Genomic DNA, 20,396 nt, shown 5'->3' with positions numbered 1-20,396 from the left:
CTCAGTGCTTCCCCGGCTCGGCGTCGCCGGAGTCACCCTCCGCCTCGGGATCCTCGCCGACGTGGCCGGACTCGCTCTCTGCCGGTGCGTCGTCCGCGAGCAGCGCCTCGTCGCTGAAGGTGCGCTCCACCCGAGCGGGTCGTGCCGGAGCCTCTTCATCCGCGTCCGGACCGCCTGCTTCGAGCGAGGACCGTGCTGTGGCCCCGGCGGCCCCGGCGGACTCGGCACCCGCCTCGGGGACGGCTTCGGCACCGGAGTCCGCCAGCCGGACCTCACCGGTGTCCGATCCGGCTCCCGCAGGATCCGGACCGGCCGGTGAGTCCGCCGCGTCCGGCCGCGCCGGCTCAGCGCCCGCCGAGGGCGCCCCGGGCGCAGTCGAGCTCTCAGCACCCGCAGCAGCACCTGCCATCGCAGGTTCCGGCCGCCATGCGGCCGCCTGGTCCCGCGTGAAGTCCTTGATCTCACGCTTCTCCGCACGGCGCTCCTTGGCACCCTCCACCAGCTGGTAGAGCACGGGCACGAGGATGAGCGTGAGGATCGTCGAGGAGATGAGTCCGCCGATCACCACGATCGCCAGCGGCTGCGAGATGAACACGCTGCCGCCGGTGACGCCCAGCGCCATGGGCGTGAGGGCGAAGATCGTCGCCGCCGCGGTCATGATGATGGGCCGGTAGCGCAGGCGGGCGCCCTGGACGATCGCCGTGCGCAGATCCGCCCCGTGCCCGCGGAACTGGTTGATGAGGTCGATGAGGACGATCGCGTTCGTCACCACCACGCCGATCAGCATGAGCAGGCCGATGAGCGCCGTCATGCCCAGCGGGGTGTCCGTGAGCAGCAGCAGGCCCACCGAGCCGGTCGCGGCGAACGGGATGGACACCAGCAGGATGAACGGCTGGATGAGCGACTTGAAGGTCGCGACCATGATGACGAACACCAGCAGGATCGCCGCGAGCATCGCGATGCCCATCTGCATGAAGGCCTCGTCCTGCTCCGCCGTGGCGCCGCCGATCTCCGCCTGCACGCCGTCCGGCAGGTCCGCCGAGTCGATCGCCTGCTGCACCGCCGTGCTCACCGCGCCCAGGTCGTCGCCGGCCGGGGTGGCGCTCACGGTGACGGCGCGCAGGCCGTCCACGCGGGTGATCGTCGGAGCCGTCGTGACCTCCTCGACGTCCGCGACCTCGTCCAGCTCCACAGTGGTGGGCTGCTGGACGGACCCGCTGGGCACCTGCGGGGCGGGCGCCGCGCCTTCGCCGCCCTCACCGGCACCACCGTCGCCGAGGCCGCCGGGACCGGGCGCGGGTGACTCCGGGGCCGGGGCCTCGGGTGCGGGCGCCTCGACCGTCTCGACGCCGGGCAGCTCGAGGCTGCGCAGATCGTCGAGATCCTCGACGGTGCCGTCGTAGAGGAGCACGCTGTGGTCCACGTCGTCGATGATCACCTGGCCCAGCTGCTGACCGCGCATCGCTCGCGAGACGACCTGGCCGATCCCGGCCTCCGTGAGCTGGTACTCCGCAGCGGCCTCGTGGTCGATCCGGACCTCCACCACCGGCTGCACGGCGGAGATGTCGTCGGCGACCGTCTGGATCTCGTCCAGCTCCCGCAGATCCGCGCCCAGGGAGTCCGCGGACTCCTCGAGCAGGCCGGTGTCGTTGGAGGTGAGCTTGACGTCCACCGTGGAGCCGCCGGGCATGGTGCCCGCGCTGAGCACCTCGATCTCGCCGGACGTGTCCAGGGCGTCGACCTCGTCCTGCAGCTGCGCCGCGAACGAGGGGATGTCCACGTCCTCTTCGAGGTTGACGACGTACGTGCCGCTGAGCCCGCCGGAGGCACCCATGCTCATCATGTCCCCGCCGCCGGAGATGGAGACGAGGCTGGAGGTGACGCCGGGCTGGTCCGCGAGCAGGTCCTCGACCTCGCGGGCCTCGTCCGAGGCCTCCTCGAGGTCCGCCTCCGGGCCGAACTCCTGGGTCATCTGGACGACGGCCTCGCCCGTGTCGCCGAACAGCTCGGTCTTCAGCAGCGGCGTCATCGCCATCGTGCCCACGAACACCACGAGTGCGGCGGCGAGGACGATGACGGGATGCCGGGTGGTCCAGCCGACCACCGGCACATAGGTCTTCTGCAGGCGGGTGACCGGGCTGCGCATGGCGTCGAGCTCGTCGATCCGTGCGGCCGCCTCGGGCTCCGCCGGCTCTGCGTGCTGACCCACGACCGGCAGCTCCGAGGTGGCGCGGCGGCCGGAGGGGTGCGCGGCGTCGACGGGGCGCCTGCGCGCGGCCTTCCGCTCCGCCTTCCACTCGCGCAGGAGACCGGAGCGCTCGGTCTTCCACCGGCGCTTCTGCTCCGCGGAGAGCTTGGCGAGCTTGCCCCTCCGGGAGAGGAACCAGTAGGCGAGCACGGGCACGATCGTGAGCGCCACGAACAGGGAGGCCAGGAGTGCGAGCGAGGCGGTGAGCGCGAACGGACGGAACAGCTCGCCGGCCTGCCCGCCCACGAAGGCGATGGGCAGGAACACGGCCACGGTGGTGAGGGTGGAGGCCGTGATGGCGCCGGCGACCTCCGCGACCGCGGCGCGGATGTTCTCCAGCTTGTCCCCGCCCAGGGAGTGCCTGCGGCGGATCGCCTCGATGACGACGATCGAATCGTCCACCACCCGGCCCACGCTGATGGTGAGTGCGCCCAGGGTGAGCATGTTGAGGGTGTACCCGCTCATCCACAGGCCGATCATGGTGATGAGCAGGGAGACCGGGATGGAGATCGCCGTGATGATCGTGGCACGGACGCTGAGGAGGAAGACGAGGATGACGAGCACCGCGAACGCCAGGCCGAGCAGGCCCTCCACCAGCAGGTCCTCGATTGACTGCTCCACGAACGGAGCCTGGTCGAAGACGGTGGTGAACTGCACGTCGGAGCCCAGGGAGGTGGCGATCTCGTCGAGCTTCTCGTTCACGCCGTGGGAGATGTCGACGGTGTTGCCGTCCGGCTTCTTCATGATCATGACGCTGAGCGCGTCCTTGCCGTCCGCGCGGGAGACGGAGGTGGCCGCCTCCTCCGTGAGCTCCACGTCCGCGACGTCACTCACCTTCACCGGGCCGTCCGCGCCGGTGAGGATGAGGTCGCGGATCTGGTCGACGGACTCCAGCCGGCTGCCCACCTGCACAGGCGCGGAGCCCTCCGAGGTGCGCAGCTGGCCGGGTGCCGAGGGGATGCCGTTGGCCTGGAGCAGACCGGAGAGCGCGTCGATGCTCACGCCCTCGTCCTCGAGGTCGTCCTCACGCGCGGTGATGGAGACCTGCATGGGCTGATCACCGGTGACGTCCACGCTCCGGACGCCGTCCACGTCCTGCAGCTCCGGCACGCCCACGTCGCGCATGTCCGCGGCGAGGGCGGAGACGTCCTCGCCACCGGTGACGGTGAGCATCATGACCGGGAAGTCCGCGAGGCCGCCGGCGAGCACCTGGGGCTCCACCCCGTCCGGCAGCGAGCCCTCCACCTGGGAGACGGCGCGCTGGAGGGAGCGGACCACGTCATCGGAGTTGGTGCCGTACTCCGTCTCGACGACGAGCTGTGCGGACCCCGCCGCCGAGGTCGACTGAACGGACTCGACCTCCGCCACTCCCGTGAGTGCAGACTCGAGGGGCTCCGTCACCTCGCTCTCCACGGCCTCGGGCGTGGCGCCCTCGTACTGCGCGGAGATGAAGGCCTGCGGCAGCTCGAACTCCGGGAACAGCTCCTGCTTGAGGCTGGACGTCCCGATGACGCCGAACACTGCGGCGCACACGGTCACCAGGGCGATGAGGGCACGGTTCTTCAGACTGAGTCCGGTGAGGGAATGCACACGGCTCCTTGAGCACAGGGGCGGACGGCGGCCAAGAGCATTCTACGCGGCGTAGCACACGCGGCAGGCGTGTGCGGCGGAGCTACCGCTCCGGGCGGCCGCGGAGGGCGCTCACCAGGGCCAGCACGCCGAGGCCGGCCACCGCGGCAGCGCTCCACACCGCCAGCCCCGTCAGGGTGGGAGGGCTTTCGAAGAGGCGCACGCCCATGAGCATGAAGAGGAAGATCTCTCCCAGGAACGCCAGCACCGGCAGCCCCGCCAGGATCACGCCCCAGAATGCCCCAGCCACGATCGCCCGCGGCGTCACGGTGAGCATCATGAGGATCGTGACGGCGAACCATGCGGTCGCCGCAAGGACGAAGACGAGAACCACGAGGATGCTCGCGAAGTTGGAGCTCAGCTCTGCGGCATTGGTCCCGGGCACGGCGCGGGCACCGAGGATGAGCGGCCACGTCATCATCAGTGCGGTGTGGATCAGAGAGGCCGCAACCGTCCCGAGCAGCATGAGCGACGCCAGGCCTCGGCTCCGGAAGCCGAGGTCGGGACGGTCCGTGTCGAGGACGAGGAACCCGAACATGAGCGCGGGGAACACAGCGCAGATCCCGGCCCAGACCGGACCGCCTTCGACCGGTTCATGGCTGTTGTCCCGCAGGAGCCCCAGCCGCGCGAGTCCGAGGAGCACGGTTGCGACGAGTGCACCCACCAGCGCCAGGAGCAGCAGCCGCCGCAGGTCGCGCCCCCAGCTGGGCACCGGGTCCTGTCCCCGCGGCTTCGTCTGCTTCCGCCCCGGCACGTCCGGGGATGACCGGGGCAGCACTCGCTCCGGCCGCGGCGGTGGGATGCGGTGCGGCCGCGGCGGTGGCACTCTCTCCGGCTTCGGCGGTGGAGTGCGGTCCGCGCCGGGCGGCGGGAACGGTGCCGCGCCGGGCGGTGGGAATGGCGCCGCTCCGTGGGGCGGGTGCTGCGCCGCGCCGGGCGGGTGTCGTTTCCCGCTCCCTGGCGGGAGCTGCGCTCCGTTCCCCGGAGGAGGCTGGCCCGGAGGCGGATACGGCATAGGTCTGCGCGGCCCCGCTGCCTGCCCTCCCGGCAGATCCGGCTGCGTAGGCTGCGGTCGGTTCGCCCCATTCATGGAACCCATCCTGCCGCACCCGCTCGTTCGGCAGGCGAACGCTGCGTATCAGACCCGCGACATGCCGTACGCGCTGCGGGGCGACCCCGTCTCGGCCCGGGAGAGATCAGCCGCACATCGCGGAGTCTGCAGAGCTGGAGTCGAGTGAGGGCTGAGCGCTTCCGTCCGCGCTCCGCTCATCGTCGTCTGTCTCGCCGCCGGCTCCTGCGCCGTCCCCCAGGCCCAGCACGTCGTCCACGTCCGTGCCGAGGACCACGACCACCCCGTCCTGCAGGCCCTCCACGGGAGCCAGGCCGAGGTCGAGTCGTTCCACCAGGGCCTCGGCGGTCTCCCGTGCACGCCGCGAGCCGTCGAAGCGGACGGTGGTCTGCCTCGCGAACCGGGCGGCGGTGGAGGTGCCGGAAACCGCGAACCCCTTCTCCTCCAGTACCTGTGCGAGGTCTCCCGCTCTGCCGTCGAGGGTCGAGGCGTTCTCAACCGCGACCGGCGACTGCGGCGGCGCCGGAAGGTGCTCCTCCGCATCGGTCTCCTTCAGACCGGCATCGCTGTCCGGCTCGGGCTCGGAACCGTCTATCGGCACGTCTTCCCCGATCCGCGCGAACACCTCCGCGGCTCCGCTCCCGGCCACCACCCTGTTGGGATCGTTCTCCTCTGCCTCCCATGGCATGACGGAGAAGGTGATCTGCTCGTTCTCCACACCTGCCGCAGTCCGTGCCAGAGCGGCGAGCGCCGTCAGGGAGTCGAGCTCAGGATCGACCGTGATCGACGAGGTGACCGCGTCGAGGAATCCGTAGAGACGATCCGGTCGAGTGAGCACATCGGTGCTCTTCGCACGCTGCACGATCGCAGACATCACCTGCTGCTGGTGCCCCATGCGCGCGATGTCGCTGCCGTCCCCCACCGCGTGGCGGGTGCGCGCCAGGGCCAGTGCGTCCTCTCCGCTGACGACTTGTTCTCCCGCGGGCAGGTCCAGGTTCGCCCTGGGGTCTTCGAGCGGCTCCGGCAGACACACCGGCAGGCCGTCCATCGCATCAACCATCGACTGGAAGCCCTCGAAGTTCATCTCGATGAAGTGATCGATGTGCACTCCGGAGAGGGCTTCGATCGCGGCGACCGAACAGCTGGGACCGAAGTTCAGCGCGGCATTCACCACCCCGTAGTGCGCCTCGGAGGCACCGGCTCCGGTGTCCGGGCAGGCAGGAAGCTCCATCATCGTGTCGCGGGGGATCTGCACAGCATCGATCCGCCTCTCGTTCGCGGACAGATGAGCCAGCACCATCGCGTCACTGCGCGCACCGGCCGCGTCCCCGTATGAGTCACCGTCCAGATCGCGGGTGTCGGAACCGAGGATCAGGAGGTTGGTGCCCTGTTCGTCGCCGAATGCGATCCCCGTGCCTTCCTCCCGGATGGGTGCCGAGGAGAGGTTGGACTGCAGCTTCCCCGCTGCGACGATTCCCACCGTCGCCGTCATGACCACGGCGAGGGCCGCCCCACCCACTGCGACACGCCTGCGCCTGTACTTCGCCTCGAGCCTGCGACGGCGGTAACGGGGACGGGGATCGAGGACCGGCGGGTACTGCGTGAACGCACCCGAAGCGGGAGCACCCTGGTCCTCAGCGCTCTGGGTGGAAGAGCCCGGCACGACCGAGGCCGTCTTCGGCTCACCGACTGCGGGATGGTCCATCTCTCCTCCTCGACACGAAGTGCGGCATCGCGGCGGCGGCCGCTGGGGGCCCGCGTCGCCCGCTGGGGCCGGCGGCGGCCGCTGCCCACACTGTTGCCCTGATGCAGAATCGTCGACCCTATCGCACCGTCGGACAGCACCGCACACCCGCATGTGCGGTGGGCAGGAGGTGCACGTTCATGAGCCGGGCAGGAACGCCGCCCCGCACCGCCTGCTGATCCGCCCGTTTGTACGTGGGCGGGAGAGCCCATCACCGGGCCCTGCTGGACATGTCACCCCGCGAAGTCACCGTCCCACCCACATATGCGTGGGCGGCTGAGTCACTTCCCGGACCCTAAGCGGGGCGGGTGCCCAGCGTCTCGCGGGCGCACAGCCAGCCGAGGGCGGCCAGCAGCGCCACGGCACCGGTGACGGTGAACGCCAGTCCGTAGCCCAAGGCGTCGACGAGCATGCCGGAGACGATGGGCCCCGCGATCGCGCCCAGGTCCTGCGCCATCTGGAACCGGGAGAGCACGGTGCCGCCCTTGCGGTCCGGCCCGATGATGTCCCCCAGAGCAGCCTGCTGCGCCGGATTGATGAGACCGCCGCCCAGTCCCGCCAGCAGGCTGAGCACGAAGAACACCCAGATGGAGTCGACGAGGCCCACGGCCATCGTCGCCGCACCCAGCACGCCCAGTCCCACGATGAGGAACGGCCGCCGGCCCCACGTGTCCGTGAACCGCCCGGCCATCGAGACGGAGACCGCCATGCCCACGGAGAACACCGTGAGCGCCACGCCGGAGACCGCCGGTTCCGCGCCCAGCACCGCGACGACGAACAGCGGGTACATCGCGATCCGCGCACCCATCGCCGCCCAGCCCACTGCGAGCCCGGAACCCAAAGCCGCCTTGTAGGCGGAGTCCTGCCAGGCGTCGCGGAAGCGCATCCGTTCCCGCTCCGCCGGGGCCGCGGCCGCCTCACCGGAGCCGACCTCGGCCCCGGTGCCTTCCGGGCCGGGCCGGTTCCCCGTGACGGGCTGGGAGTCCAGCTGCGGCTGGCGCTCCAGCCGGACCCACACCACGAGCGCGGCGACGACGAGGCCCGCGGCGTAGATGATGAAGGGCAGGCGCATGCCCAGGCCCGCGAGCAGACCGCCCGCTACGGGCCCCAGGATGTTGCCGAACACGAAGCTGGAGGCGTAGAGGCCGCTCGCCCGGCCGCGCGCGTGAGGTGGGGCGAGGCGGACGATGAGCGCCATCGCGGAGACGGTGAACATGGTGGAGCCGATGCCGCCCAGGCCGCGGAACAGCAGCAGCTGCCAGTAGTCCTGCGCGGCGGCGACCGCGCCGGTCGAAGCCGCGACGATGAGCAGGCCGGTGACGTAGACGCGGCGCTCCCCCAGGCGGTCGACCAGCCGCCCGCCGGCCGGGGCGAACACGAGGCGGAAGAACGCGAAGGAGCTCACGACGACGCTCGCCGCCGTCACTCCCAGATCGAAGCTGGCGGCGAACTGCGGGAGGATCGGCGCGATGAGACCGTAGCCCAGCGCCACGATGAAGGCGGCGGAGACGAGGACCCAGATGTCCGCGGGGATGGGTGTGCGAGCAGTGCGCTCCGGCTCGTCGCTGCCGGCCCGCCCGCTCACTCCACCCACTCGTGGAAGTACGCGCGGGCGTGTGCGAGCTTGGGCTCGATGATGAAGTGGCAGTACCCGTTGTAGGGGTTCTGGGTGTAGAAATCCTGGTGGACGGCCTCGGCCTCCCAGAAGGTGCCGAGCGGCTCCAGGGTGGTGACGACCGGCGCGTCCAGCTGCGCCTGCACCTGGTCGAGCGCCTGCCGGAAGCGCTCCCGCTCCGCCTCGTCGCGGTAGAACATGGCCGAACGGTACTGGGTGCCCACGTCATTGCCCTGCCGGTTGAGGCTGGTGGGGTCATGCCCGGTGAAGAAGAGGCCGAGGATCACGGATTCCGGCACCACGGCCTCGTCGAAGGTCACCTGCAGCGCCTCGGCGTGACCGGTGGTGCCCGTGCACACCTGCTCGTAGGTGGGGTGGTCAACATGGCCGCCGGTGTATCCGCTGATCACGCTGCTCACACCGCGAGTGCGCTGATAGACGGCGTCGAGGCACCAGAAGCACCCTGCGCCCAGGGTCAGAGTCGTCATACCCGTCCTGACATGCACCGGTGCTGTTTTATTCCGCCGCTCCCGGTGAGACGGAGCACGGTGCTGCGCGGAACTCAGGGCGCAGCTGCTCAGAACACCGTCGTGGCCGGGATCTCGAAGCCCAGAGCGGCTGCGGCCTCGCGCACGTCCGCCCGGCCCCACCACTGGGCCACCGCCTCGTCCGAGGCGAGCGAGCGCATCTGCGCGGAGTCCAGGTAGAGGATGCCGTCCAGGTGATCGGACTCGTGCGCGACGATGCGCGCCGGCCAGCCGGTGAGTTCCTCCTCCGCCGCGGTGCCGTCGAGCGCCTGCGAGGTGAGCGCCACGCTCCGCGGCCGGTCCACCACGGCCTGGTAGCCGGGGACGGAGAGGCAGCCCTCGTAGAAGGAGGCGGTCTCACCGGTCGTCGCCGCGTACCGCGGGTTGAGCACCGTCCGCGGTGCGAACGGCACCCGTTCGCGCTGCCGGAGGCGGGCGGCGGCCTCAGGGTCCGAGGCGGCCAGCTCGTCCGCGTCCGGTGCCGGGTCCTGCGCCACGAACATGCGCAGCGGCACCCCCACCTGCGGAGCCGCGAGGCCCACTCCCGGTGCCGCGGCCATGGTGGCGTGCATGGCCGCGGCGAACTCGCGCAGCTCCGCGTCCTCGAGCTGACCGTCCACCGGCTCGCAGACCGTGCGCAGCACCGGGTCGCCGGCCTTCACGATGGGCAGCAGACCGTCACCGTCCCGCGCCAGGTCGAGGAGCCCGAGGACGGTGTCGCGGATGCAGGGCGAGGACAGCGCGCTCACCCCTGAGCCGCAGCGGCCCGCGCCTGGATGTTGCGCGCGTGCGCCAGCAGCGGCGCGTCGATCATGGAGCCCTCGTAGCTGAAGGCGCCCTTGGCCCCCTCCGCCGCGGCGAGCACTCCGGCGGCCCACGCCGCCTGCTCCTGCGTGGGCGCGTAGGCCTGCCGCACCACCGGAACGTGCTTGGGGTGGATGGAGACCTTGCCGTCGAACCCGCTCTCCACGGCGTCCGTCGCCTCGGCCAGGAGGCCGTCGAGATCGTCGATCGCGGCCCAGATGGAGTCCAGCGCCCACTTGCCGTGCGTCTTCGCCGCGAGCAGGGTCGTGGAGCGGACGTGCCGGGCGACCTCCCGGTACGTGCCGTCGGCCTTGCGGGAGGAGCCGCCGCCCAGGGAGGCGATGAGGTCCTCGGAGCCCCACATGAGGCCGCGGACGTTGGGGACGGAGGCGATCTCCGCGGCATTCACCGCGCCCGCAGGCGTCTCGATGAGGGCGATGACGCCGTAGTCCGCCAGCGGCGCCGCACTCTGCGCGCTCTCCGCCTTGGGCAGCATCACCATCGTGAAGGGCAGGGAGGCGAGGAGCTCGAGGTCGGCCGCGAAGTGCGGGGTGTCCGCCCCATTCACCCGCACCACCGTGCGGGCCGGGTCCAGGGTGCCGGCGGCCTCGGCGACGGCCTTCCGCGCGGCGTCCTTGTCGCCCTCGGCCACCGCGTCCTCGAGGTCCAGGATCACGATGTCGGAGCGGTCCGCGGCCTTGGCGAAGCGGTCCGGGCGGTCGCCGGGGACGAACAGCCATGCCGGACGGAGGGAGAAGGTCGAGGTCATGAGACAGCCTTTCTGCAGTTGAGATCCCTCACAATCCTAGAGCCGCGCCCTCTTCCCCGCCTCGGCGAGGTTCGCCTTATCTGAGCGGCGTCCGTGGGCACGACTACAGTGAGAGCATCGCGGCGGCCGCCGATCTGCAGGCGGTCCGAAGAAGGAGGACGCCCATGCGGATCGCACTGTTCGCCACCTGCATCGTGGATGCGATGTACCCGGAAGTCGCCAAGGACACCGTCACCGTGCTGGAGAGACTGGGACACGAGGTGGTCTTCCCGGAGCGACAGGCGTGCTGCGGCCAGATGCACATCAACTCCGGCGACTTCTCCGGCGCCTACCCCGTGGTGGCCGGCCATGTGCGGGCCTTCGAGGAGGAGCCCGGCTGGGACGTGGCCGTCGCCCCCTCCGGCTCCTGCGTCGCCTCGCTGGGGCACCAGCAGCCGATGATCGCCCGCCGCGCCGGTGACGAGGACCTCGCCTCCCGCGCCGAGGACATCGCCGGCCGCACCTACGAGCTCTCCCAGCTCCTCACGGACGTCCTCGGGGTGACGGACGCGGCCGCACAGCTGGGCTCCTACTTCCCCCACCCCGTCACGTACCACCCGTCCTGTCACGGCATGCGCCTGCTGGGCCTCGGCGACCGGCAGCGGAGTCTGCTGAGCACCGTCGAGGGCATCGACCTCCGCGAGCTCCCGCAGGCGGACCAGTGCTGCGGGTTCGGCGGCACGTTCTCCATGAAGAACCACCAGGTCTCGTCCGCCATGCTGGAGGACAAGGCCGCCCACATCGTGAGCACCGGTGCGAGCCTGTGCTCCGGCGGGGACGCGAGCTGCCTCATGCACATCGGCGGCGGCCTCTCCCGGACCGGTGCCAAGAACCCGCGCGGAGGGGACGTGGGCACCGTCCACCTCGCCCGCATCCTCGCATCCACCCGGGAGAGACCGCTGCTGCCGCCCCGGTCCGAACCCGTTCTCTCCGGAGGGAGCCTGCGATGACCACGTTCCTCGGCATGCCTGCGCTGGGCACGCCCAGCCGCCACATCGACCACGCACGCGTGCCCGCCTCGATCCCCGGGGCCCAGGGCAACGTCTTCGAGTTCGAGGACTTCCCGGACTACGCGGAGCGGGAGCTCGGCAACGACCAGCTCCGCCGCAATCTGGGCCACGCCACCTCCACCATCCGCACCAAGCGCGCCAACGTGGTGGGCGAGCTGCCGGACTGGGAGGAGCTGCGCAGCGCGGGCTCCGCCGTGAAGCAGACCGTCATGGCGCACCTGCCGGAGCTGCTGGACCAGTTCGCGGAGGCGTTCGAGGCCGCCGGCGGGCACGTCCACTGGGCGCGTGACGCGGCGGAGGCCAACAACATCGTGGAGGGTCTCATCGAGGCCAACGCCCCCATCCTGGACAACGGCCGGCGCGAGGTCGTGAAGGTCAAGTCGATGGCCACACAGGAGATCGGCCTCAACGAGTACCTGGAGCCCCGCGGCATCGACGCCTTCGAGACGGACCTCGCGGAACTCATCGTCCAGCTGGGCCACGACAAGCCCAGCCACATCCTGGTGCCCGCAATCCACAAGAACCGCACGGAGATCCGCGACATCTTCCTCGCCGAGATGCCGGAGGTGGACCCCGCCCTCACGGATGAGCCGGCCAAGCTCGCCGAGGCCGCCCGCACGCACCTGCGCCACAAGTTCCTCACCACCAAGGTGGCGATCTCCGGCGCGAACTTCGGCATCGCCTCGAACGGCACGCTGGGCGTGGTGGAGTCCGAGGGCAACGGCCGCATGTGCCTCACGCTGCCGGAGACGCTCATCACCGTCATGGGCATCGAGAAGCTGCTGCCCGCCCCGGAGGACCTCGAGGTGTTCCTGCAGCTCCTCCCCCGCTCCTCCACCGGTGAGCGCATGAACCCGTACACGAGCTTCTGGACCGGCGTCACCCCCGGCGACGGCCCCCAGAACGTCCACGTGGTGCTGCTGGACAACGGCCGCTCCCGTGCGCTGGCGGACGAGTACGGCCGGTCCGCACTGCACTGCATCCGCTGCTCCGCCTGCATGAACGTGTGCCCCGTCTACGAACGCACGGGCGGGCACGCGTACGGCTCCACCTACCCCGGCCCCATCGGGGCGATCCTCTCGCCGCTGCTCACCGGCGTGCAGGCGGAGGAGAACGACTCGCTGCCGTACGCCTCCAGCCTGTGCGGGGCCTGCTATTCCGCCTGCCCCGTGAAGATCGACATCCCCTCGATCCTCGTGCACCTGCGCGGGGAGGACCACGAGGCGAAGGAGCAGGCCGCCGCCGAGGCCGGCCCCGTGCAGCGGGCCAAGGATCTCGCCGGCCCCGCGGGTCAGCTGAACGCGGGCCTGAAGGCGGCCTCCTGGGCGATGGCCGACGGCCGCCGCATCGCGCTCGCGGAGCGTGCGCTGCCGCTGGCCTCCCTGCTCGGCGCCCGCTCCGGCAGGATCCGGCGCATGCCCGGCGTGGTGGGCACGTGGACCTCCAGCCGCGACGTGCCGCGCCTGCCGGACCAGTCGTTCCGCACCTGGTGGCGGAAGAACCGGGGAACGGCCTCGGGCGCGGGGCACGACCGCGATACGGCTGCGAAGGAAGGTGACCGCTGATGGCGAGTGCACGAGAAGAGATCATGACCCGCCTGCACGAGGCGCTGGGCCGTGAGGACGGGGTGACCACCCGCCCGGGCATCGTGCCGTCCACGGGGAAGCCCGTGGACCTGAGCGCCGAGGTGCCGCGGGACTACCTGCGCACCGGCTCGCTCGACCACGAGGTCGTCATCGCCCAGCTGGTCGACCGGCTCGTCGACTACAGGGCCGGCGTGGTCGAGGCGCAGCCCGCGGAGGTGCCGGGCGTCGTGGCGGAGAAGCTCGCACACGCACGCTCCGTCGTGGTGCCGCCGGCGCTGGAGAGCGGCGTGCTCGCGGGACTGGAGCGGCCCGTGCTCGCAGAGCTCGACGATTCTGTGGCGGTGACGCGGGAGGACGCGGACACCGTGCTCAGCGTCGACGAACTGGACCGGACGAGTGCCGTGGTCACCTCCTCGCGCGTGTCCTGCGCACAGACGGGTACCATCTTCCTCGACGGAGCGTCCGACTGCGGCCGCCGCGCCATCTCCCTGGTCCCGGACCACCACGTGTGCCTGGTGCCGGAGTCCTCCATCGTGGAGATCATCCCGGAGGCGGTGGCCCGCATCGACTCCACCCGCACGATCACCATGATCTCCGGGCCGTCAGCCACCAGTGACATCGAGCTCGAGCGCGTCGAAGGCGTGCACGGCCCCCGCACGCTCGATGTCGTCATCGTCCGCGGGGTGTGAGAACCCATTGACTGACTCCACCGGCCTCACCCGGAAGCGGGCGGCTGCTCCCCACGGGGCAGCCGCCGCTCTGCGTTTCCTCGTCCCCTCCCTGCTGGGGCTCGTCATCTTCGTGATGCCGGTGCCCGACGGCGAGGGGGGCGCGACCATCCCGGTGGCGTTCCTGGCCTCGGCCCTCGAGGCAGCTCTCGCCTCCGTCATCCATCCCCTCGTCGTCCTGCTCATGGGGATCTCCGCAGCGGGCTCCCTGCTCGCACTGCTGGTGCGCCCGGCCTGGATGCGCACCGGCGTGCCCAAGCTCCTGTTCGCCGTGACCCCGGTGTGGTGCGCCGTGCGCGTGGTGGGATTCCTCCTCGGCCTGGCCACACTGCTGCAGCTGGGACCGGAGGGGCTGTGGGGTGAGGACACCGGACTCCTCATCCTCGACCTCTGCGTCCTCATGTTCACGGTGTTCCTGTTCGCGGGCTTCCTGCTGCCGCTGCTGCTGGACTTCGGTCTGCTGGAGTTCGCCGGTGCGCTCATGAACAGGGTCATGCGCCCGGTCTTCACGGTGCCCGGCCGCTCCTCCGTGGATGCGCTCGCCTCCTGGTTCGGCGATGCGACGATCGGCGTCCTCATGACGAACCAGCAGTACGAGAAGGGCTTCTACACCAAGCGCGAGTCAGCGGTGCTGGGCACCACCTTCAACGTCGTCTCCCTCACGTTCACCGTGGTGATCATCGGGCTCCTGGGACTGCAGCACATGACCCTGCCGTTCTACGGGACCATCGTGGTGGCCGGCCTCATCGCCGCCGTCGTCATGCCGCGCATCCCGCCGCTGTCCCTGATCCCGGACGAGTACATCGACGGGACCCGGCCGCGCGAGGCACAGGCCGCTCCGGCCGGTCCCGGGACTGCGGGTGGAGATGGAGACGGCTCCGCGCTGCGCCGTGCCTGGGCGAGCGCGCTGACGAAGGCCTCGGAGATGCGCACCGGCTTCCTGCTGCGCCGCGGAGCCTCCAACGTCCTCGAGATGTGGGTGGGGATCGTCCCCGTCATCATGGCCGTGGGCACCGTCGCCGTGCTCATCGCGGAGCACACGCCGCTGTTCGCCTGGCTGGGCACGCCCTTCGTGCCGCTCCTCGAGCTCATGCAGGTGCCGGAGGCGAAGGCCGCCTCGGAGACCGTCCTCGTGGGCTTCGCGGACATGCTGCTGCCCACCGTCATCGGAGCGAACATCGCCTCGGAGATGACGCGGTTCATCATCGGCGCCCTCTCCATCACGCAGCTGATCTTCATGTCCGAGGTGGGCGGACTGCTGCTCGCGTCGAAGATCCCGGTGAAGTTCCACCACCTGGTGCTGATCTTCCTCATCCGCACGCTGCTGACCCTGCCGATCATCGTCGCGGCGGCGCATCTGTTCTACTGAGCGCGGCGGAGCTGCACAGCTACACGCGAGGGCCCGGGAAGTTGCTTTGCCACCCACATACAGGTGGGTGGCAAAGCAACTTCCCGGGCCCTCCGCTGCGCCCTCAGCCCTTGGCGTGATCCTGCGTGAACACCATGGTCTTGCGAACGGCCTTGGCGACGATGTCGCCGTGCTGGTTGCGGCCGATGTGCTCGAGGCTGATGATCCCCTCGCCCGGACGGGAGCGCGAGAGGCGCTTGTCGAGGATCTTCGTCTCCGCGTAGAGCGTGTCCCCGTGGAACATGGGCTTGGGGAAGGAGACCTCGGAGAAGCCCAGATTGCCCACGATGGTGCCCTGCGTGAGCTGCTGGACGGAGAGGCCCACCAGCGTGGCCAGCGTGAACATGGAGTTCACCAGCCGCTGGCCGAAGGGCTCCGTGGAGGCGAAGTGCGCGTCCAGGTGCAGCGCCTGCGCATTCATCGAGATGGCGGTGAACCACGTGTTGTCGGCCTCGGTCATGGTCCGGCCGGGAGCGTGCCGGTAGACGGCCCCCACCTGGAACTCCTCGAACCAGAGGCCGCGCTGGTCGATGACCGGGGCCTCGGCCGCGGGGTCCGCCTGGCCCGAGGCCGGCCCCTGCCCCGCTGCCGCCTGCTGCCCTGCAGCCGCCTCCGGTGCTGTCTGCCCTGACTTCTCGTCGCTCACCTGCGAGCTCCTTCTCGATACGGGATCCCGTGACCTCTGCCACGGCCGGTCGGCTCCCAGGCTAGCGCCTCGGGCGCCGGCGGCAGGGCGGCGCCTGCGAGAGGCATGCGCGCACCAGCCGGGTGAGCCCTCACTGCAGGGCGGATGTCAGGCGCATCGCGGAGTCCAGCCAGCGCCGGCCCCAGGACCGCTGCGCCCATTCCTCCGGGGTGAGCTCGCGGCTGATGTCCCGGTACTCGTCCATGATCTCGTGGAGGCGCTCCGTGATGTCGCCCCCGTAGGCCAGCAGGCTCACCTCGTAGTTGAGGCCGAACGAGCGCATGTCCATGTTGGAGGACCCCATCACCGAGCACAGCCCGTCGACCGTGAAGCACTTGGTGTGCAGCACGGCGGGCGCCGGGTACAGGTAGATGCGCACGCCGGCCTCCAGCAGCGCCTCGTAGTAGGAGCTCTGCGCATGGTCGACCATGAACTGATCCGCCTGCTCGCTCACGTACAGGTCCACGCCCACTCCACGGTGTGCGGCGGTGACGATGGCGGCGAGCATGGACTCGTCCGGCACGAAGTAGGGACTGACGATGCGCAGCCGCTTGCGCGCCAGGTACACGAGGGAGACGAAGAGCCGGAGGCTCGGTTCGGTGCGGAATCCCGGGCCCGAGGGGACCACCTGGACCGCGTTGACCTCCGAGTCCTTGCGCACCTTCTCGCGGTGACGGCCCTGGACGAGGCGCTCACCGATGGCGCTCTCCCGCTCCGCCATGCGGTCGCCGAACTCGTAGGCGCGGATGGTGAGGTCCTCACCGGTCTCCGAGAACCAGTCGGTGGCGAAGACCGCCTCCAGCGAGGCGACGATGGGACCGGTGAGTTCCACCATGATGTCGTTCCAGCGGCGACCGGACCGCGCGTTGGAGGCCTTGCCGTAGGCGGAGTCGATCATGTTCTGGGAGCCCATGAAGGCCCGGGTTCCGTCGATGACGACGAGCTTGCGGTGGTTGCGCAGGTCCACACGCCGCATCCGGCCCTGCAGCGGCAGGAACGGGAGCATGAGGCTCCACTGGATCCCCGCCGCGTCCAGCCGCCGCTTGAGGCTGCGGAATCCCGCGTACTTGCGGGAGCCGATGTGGTCGAAGAGGACCCGGACGGTGACGCCCCGCGCCGAGGCCCGCTCCAGGGCGGAGAGGAAGACCTCCGTCGTGGGATCTGCGGTCATGATGTAGATGCAGACGTCCACGTACTCCTGCGCCTCATCGACGGCCTCGGCCATCCGGCGGATGTTCGCCTCGTAGTCGTGGCGGATGCCGTGGTCCGTGCCGGTGACCATGGGCAGGGAGGTGAGGTTGCGGCTGAGCGTGACGAGGCTGCCGAGGTCGCGAGGCACGTCGATGGCCTCCGGCCAGTCCGGGATGCCCGCCGTGCCCTGTACCAGGCGCTTGTTCGCCTCCTGCTGGATCCGGCTCCGCCGGCCCGTGATGTAGGGGCTCCCGAGGAACAGGAAGAGCGGGATGCCCACGATGGGGAGGAAGAGGATGAGCAGCAGCCAGGCGCTCGAGGAGGACGGCCGCCTGTTCTCCGGCACCACGCCCACAGCCACGATCTTGATCGCGTAGTCGAGGATGATCAGGATCGTCGACCAGAGGGGCGGCAGACCCCAGGTCGTCACGTCGAATGCGCTCATGTCCACAGCCCAAGACTACGTGGGAGATCCGTGTGGCCTCGGCGTGCGTCCCGACCCGGCCTCCGGCCCAGTGGGCAGACAGCGGCCTCCGGCTCGGCCCGCGGTCAGCGCCGGCACTCGGATCGAGCATCCACTGTCACACCTACTCGAACGACTTCTTTAGAGTAGACGTGACAGCTGGAACGGAAGAACGCCGCGGAGCACGGTCTTCGCCCTTCTGACCAGGCATTTCGCCTCACTCACGGCCCCGCTGGCGCTACTGTAAAAATGTTAGAGTACGTGAGAGCAGCAGGGCAGGAGGAGGGCACGCCATGACGATCGGTGAAGTGACTGATGCCGCCGGCCTGCCTGAGGACGAAACCCTGCACGCTCTCCTCGCTCTGCCGGAGAGCCAATGGCATGACAGGAAGTCGGCCCGCATCCAGCCCAGGAAGCTGGCCGAGACCCTTGTCGCGATGGGCAATGCGGAAGGCGGGACCGTCGTCGTGGGCCTGAGCAGCGGCCGCGCTGAACATGTGGACGATGCACGGGCCAATGCCTTGAGGCAGGCCGCCGTCGACTTCACGCAGCCACCCGTGCGGATCCGCACGGAGGAGACGTGGGCCCTTGCAGACGGCGAGCGCCGCAGACTCCTCCTCATCCGCGTCCTCCCCGGCGAGTCCCTCCATGAGATGACGAACGGCGACTGCTTCCTGCGGATAGGCGATGAGACCCGACTGCTGAGTCACGCACAACGGCAGGAACTCTTCTACGACCGGAGCGACAGCTCCTATGACAGCGGCACACTGAGGCACATCTCCTTCAGCGAACTCGACACCACCGCGATTGAGCAGTTCAGATCCGCCCTGGGTGCCGAGTCGGAGGCTGTCCACCTGCTCAGGTCCCGCGGCCTGCTCGACCGTCAGGGTGCGCCCACCATCGCAGCCGCGCTTCTGTTCCACCCGCACCCGCAGATCGCACTCCCCCACGCACAGGTCCGCATCCTCCGCTACCTGTCCGATGAGAGAGGGAGCGGCACCTCCCTGAGTCTGGCCGAGGACGGCGACACACGCATCGAGGGCCCTCTGCCCTCACTCATCGACCGCGCCGCGCAGACGATCGATGCCCAGATCCCCCGTCGTCGCGCACTGGGACCGAGCGGCAAGTTCGAAGCAGTGCCGACAGTCCCCCGCGATGCGTGGCTGGAGGCCCTCGTGAACGCCGTCGTCCACCGGTCCTACAGCATGGCCGGGGATCACATCCGGGTGGAGATCTTCCCCACCCGGATCGAGGTCACCAGCCCGGGACGCTTCCCGGGAATCGTCGATGTCGACAACCCGCACTCCATCACCCGGTACGCGAGGAACCCGCTCATCGCCCGTGTCTGTGCGGACCTGCGCATCGGCCAGGAGCTCGGAGAGGGCATCCGGCGCATGGTCGACGTCATGGAGCGCTCCGGCCTCGAGGCCCCCGTGTTCCGGCAGAGCGCCTCACACGTGATCGTCACGCTCTCTGCGCACTCCCTCCTGGATCGCGCAACCGTCGAGCGACTCCCCAAGGGTGCGATTGCCACGCTCGCCGTCCTGCAACACGCCGGCAGACCGCTGGGCACGGGCGAGATCGTGGAGATGCTGGATGTGGCCCGGCCCACCGCGCTGCGACGCCTCAGAGCGCTCGAAGCAGAGGGGATGATCGTCAGGGACGCGCAGTCGCCGCAGGATCCACGCGCTACGTGGCGGCTGGCCTGAGGGCAAAGAGGCGACACCCCCGGCCTCCGGCCCGCCCTGCGGTCAGCACGGGCACTCGAATCCAGCATCTACTGTCACACCTACTCGAACGACTTCTTTAGAGTAGACGTGACAGCTGGAACGGAAGAACGCCGCGGAGCACGGTCTTCGCCCTTCTGACCAGGCATTTCACCTCACTCACGGCCCCTCTGGCGCTACTGTAAAAATGTTAGAGTACGTGAGAGCAGCGCCTCCCCGTCCCCGTAGGCAGCCAGCGGCCTTCATCCCGGCCCGCGGTCAGCGCCAGCGGGCGAAGCCGCCCTCCGAGGCGATCACCTGTCCCGTGATCCAGCGCGCCTCGTCCGTGAGCAGCCAGGTGAGGAGCCGCGCGGGGTCATCCGGTTCTCCCCACCGCCCCGCTGGGAACTGCGCCTTCGTCAGCTCCCGCATCTCCTGAGTCACGTAGCCGGTGTCCACGGGCCCCGGGTTCACGGTGTTCACCCTGATCCCCGCGTCGCTGAGCTGATCCGCAAGCGTCACGGTGAGTCCGGCCAGCGCGGCCTTCGCCGCCGCGTAGGCGACCTCCCCCGGCATGGGGCCCTCACCCTGGCCGGAGGTGAGGAAGACGATCGCGGCCTCGGCGTCACTCGGACTCAGCGAGGGCTCGAGACCCGCTCTCCCCGCCGTGCCCGCAGGCGCACAGCCACCTGCCGCCTCCCACAGCCGCGCGAACTCCTGTGCCAGCATGATCGAAGCGCGCGCGTTCACGGCCCAGTGACGGTCCAGCATGGCAGTGGTGAGCTCCCCCAGCGCACCGTCGGAACCGGAGAGTGCCTGGTTGCAGACGAGCCCGTCGAGTCCGCCCAGTGCCGCCGAGGCCGCCTGCACCAGCCGCTCCGGCTCCCCTTCCCGGGAGAGGTCCGCATGCGCGTGCGCCACCACCGCGCCTTCCCGCGCATGGGCGCGGACCCCTTCGATCACCGCCTCAATGCTGTCCTCGCCCCACGGCTGCTGCGCGTCATGGGGTGCGAAGTGGTGGCAGAAGACGCTCGCACCGTACGCCGCCGCACGGCAGGCCGTGGCGTAACCGATCCCCGCACGGCGGCTCACCCCGGTGATGAGCACCGCGCGGCCGCGCAGCGGAAGCGGATCCCGGGCGAGCGGACTCACACTCACAGACACATCACTGACCT

15 protein-coding genes are annotated in these 20,396 nt (G+C 70.1%); 5 read left to right on the top strand and 10 right to left on the bottom strand.

Annotation, left to right across the window (positions count from 1 at the left end):
- Position 1 precedes the first annotated feature (1 nt).
- The 7 genes from ABD240_RS10575 to ABD240_RS10545 all read right to left on the bottom strand — a co-directional run bounded on the left by ABD240_RS10575 (position 2) and on the right by ABD240_RS10545 (position 10,405).
- Positions 2 to 3,838, bottom strand: a complete 3,837-nt coding sequence (locus ABD240_RS10575) for an efflux RND transporter permease subunit (protein ID WP_344337121.1) — start codon at positions 3,836 to 3,838, stop codon at positions 2 to 4.
- Positions 3,839 to 3,920: 82 nt separating this feature from the next.
- Entirely contained in the window at positions 3,921 to 4,655 is a 735-nt protein-coding gene (locus ABD240_RS10570; RefSeq protein ID WP_344337119.1) for a hypothetical protein, read from the bottom strand.
- A gap of 418 nt (positions 4,656 to 5,073) precedes the next feature.
- Complete coding sequence (locus ABD240_RS10565; protein ID WP_291797456.1) at positions 5,074 to 6,651, bottom strand: LCP family protein; 1,578 nt, start codon at positions 6,649 to 6,651, stop codon at positions 5,074 to 5,076.
- Positions 6,652 to 6,985: 334 nt separating this feature from the next.
- Complete coding sequence (locus ABD240_RS10560; RefSeq protein WP_344337116.1) at positions 6,986 to 8,275, bottom strand: MFS transporter; 1,290 nt, start codon at positions 8,273 to 8,275, stop codon at positions 6,986 to 6,988.
- Entirely contained in the window at positions 8,272 to 8,793 is a 522-nt protein-coding gene (msrA, locus tag ABD240_RS10555) for a peptide-methionine (S)-S-oxide reductase MsrA (RefSeq protein ID WP_291797448.1), read from the bottom strand. The genes ABD240_RS10560 and msrA overlap by 4 nt, the downstream gene beginning before the upstream one ends.
- Before the next feature lie 89 nt (positions 8,794 to 8,882).
- A complete protein-coding gene (locus ABD240_RS10550) occupies positions 8,883 to 9,581 on the bottom strand; it encodes a peptide deformylase (RefSeq protein ID WP_291797445.1) in 699 nt (232 codons plus the stop codon).
- Complete coding sequence (locus ABD240_RS10545) at positions 9,578 to 10,405, bottom strand: HpcH/HpaI aldolase/citrate lyase family protein (RefSeq protein WP_291797442.1); 828 nt, start codon at positions 10,403 to 10,405, stop codon at positions 9,578 to 9,580. Before ABD240_RS10545 ends, ABD240_RS10550 begins: the two co-directional genes overlap by 4 nt.
- 164 nt (positions 10,406 to 10,569) lie before the next feature.
- On the opposite strand from ABD240_RS10545, the gene ABD240_RS10540 reads away from it, so the two are divergent.
- Genes ABD240_RS10540 through ABD240_RS10525 form a run of 4 tightly spaced genes read left to right on the top strand, consistent with a single transcriptional unit; the run spans position 10,570 to position 15,137 of the window.
- Positions 10,570 to 11,394 (top strand): (Fe-S)-binding protein, encoded by an 825-nt coding sequence (locus ABD240_RS10540; RefSeq protein ID WP_291797439.1) that lies wholly within the window; start codon positions 10,570 to 10,572, stop codon positions 11,392 to 11,394.
- Positions 11,391 to 13,019, top strand: a complete 1,629-nt coding sequence (locus ABD240_RS10535; RefSeq protein WP_291797436.1) for a lactate utilization protein B — start codon at positions 11,391 to 11,393, stop codon at positions 13,017 to 13,019. Before ABD240_RS10540 ends, ABD240_RS10535 begins: the two co-directional genes overlap by 4 nt.
- 23 nt (positions 13,020 to 13,042) lie before the next feature.
- Entirely contained in the window at positions 13,043 to 13,729 is a 687-nt protein-coding gene (locus tag ABD240_RS10530; protein ID WP_344337112.1) for a LutC/YkgG family protein, read from the top strand.
- A gap of 7 nt (positions 13,730 to 13,736) precedes the next feature.
- Positions 13,737 to 15,137: a YjiH family protein gene (locus ABD240_RS10525; RefSeq protein ID WP_291797426.1), complete on the top strand. Its 1,401-nt coding sequence runs from the start codon at positions 13,737 to 13,739 to the stop codon at positions 15,135 to 15,137.
- Positions 15,138 to 15,240: 103 nt separating this feature from the next.
- On the opposite strand, the gene ABD240_RS10520 is transcribed toward ABD240_RS10525, so the two are convergent.
- The gene (locus tag ABD240_RS10520; protein WP_425547011.1) at positions 15,241 to 15,822 is read right to left on the bottom strand and encodes a MaoC family dehydratase; all 582 of its coding nucleotides are present in this window, start codon (positions 15,820 to 15,822) and stop codon (positions 15,241 to 15,243) included.
- 130 nt (positions 15,823 to 15,952) lie between these two features.
- Positions 15,953 to 17,497 carry a phospholipase D-like domain-containing protein gene (locus ABD240_RS10515; RefSeq protein WP_291797423.1) on the bottom strand — a complete coding sequence of 515 codons (1,545 nt, stop codon included), beginning with the start codon at positions 17,495 to 17,497 and terminating at the stop codon, positions 15,953 to 15,955.
- 311 nt (positions 17,498 to 17,808) lie between these two features.
- On the opposite strand from ABD240_RS10515, the gene ABD240_RS10510 reads away from it, so the two are divergent.
- The gene (locus tag ABD240_RS10510) at positions 17,809 to 19,224 is read left to right on the top strand and encodes an ATP-binding protein (RefSeq protein WP_291797420.1); all 1,416 of its coding nucleotides are present in this window, start codon (positions 17,809 to 17,811) and stop codon (positions 19,222 to 19,224) included.
- A 276-nt stretch (positions 19,225 to 19,500) separates the two neighbouring features.
- Here the strand turns inward: ABD240_RS10510 and ABD240_RS10505 are convergent, their stop codons facing one another.
- Entirely contained in the window at positions 19,501 to 20,373 is an 873-nt protein-coding gene (locus tag ABD240_RS10505) for an SDR family oxidoreductase (protein ID WP_291797417.1), read from the bottom strand.
- Positions 20,374 to 20,396 lie beyond the last annotated feature (23 nt).

Source organism: Brevibacterium salitolerans, assembly GCF_039531405.1.
GTDB lineage: Bacteria > Actinomycetota > Actinomycetes > Actinomycetales > Brevibacteriaceae > Brevibacterium > Brevibacterium salitolerans.
Note: the sequence above shows the minus strand (reverse complement) of the source record. Positions and strands in the feature narration are given on the sequence as shown.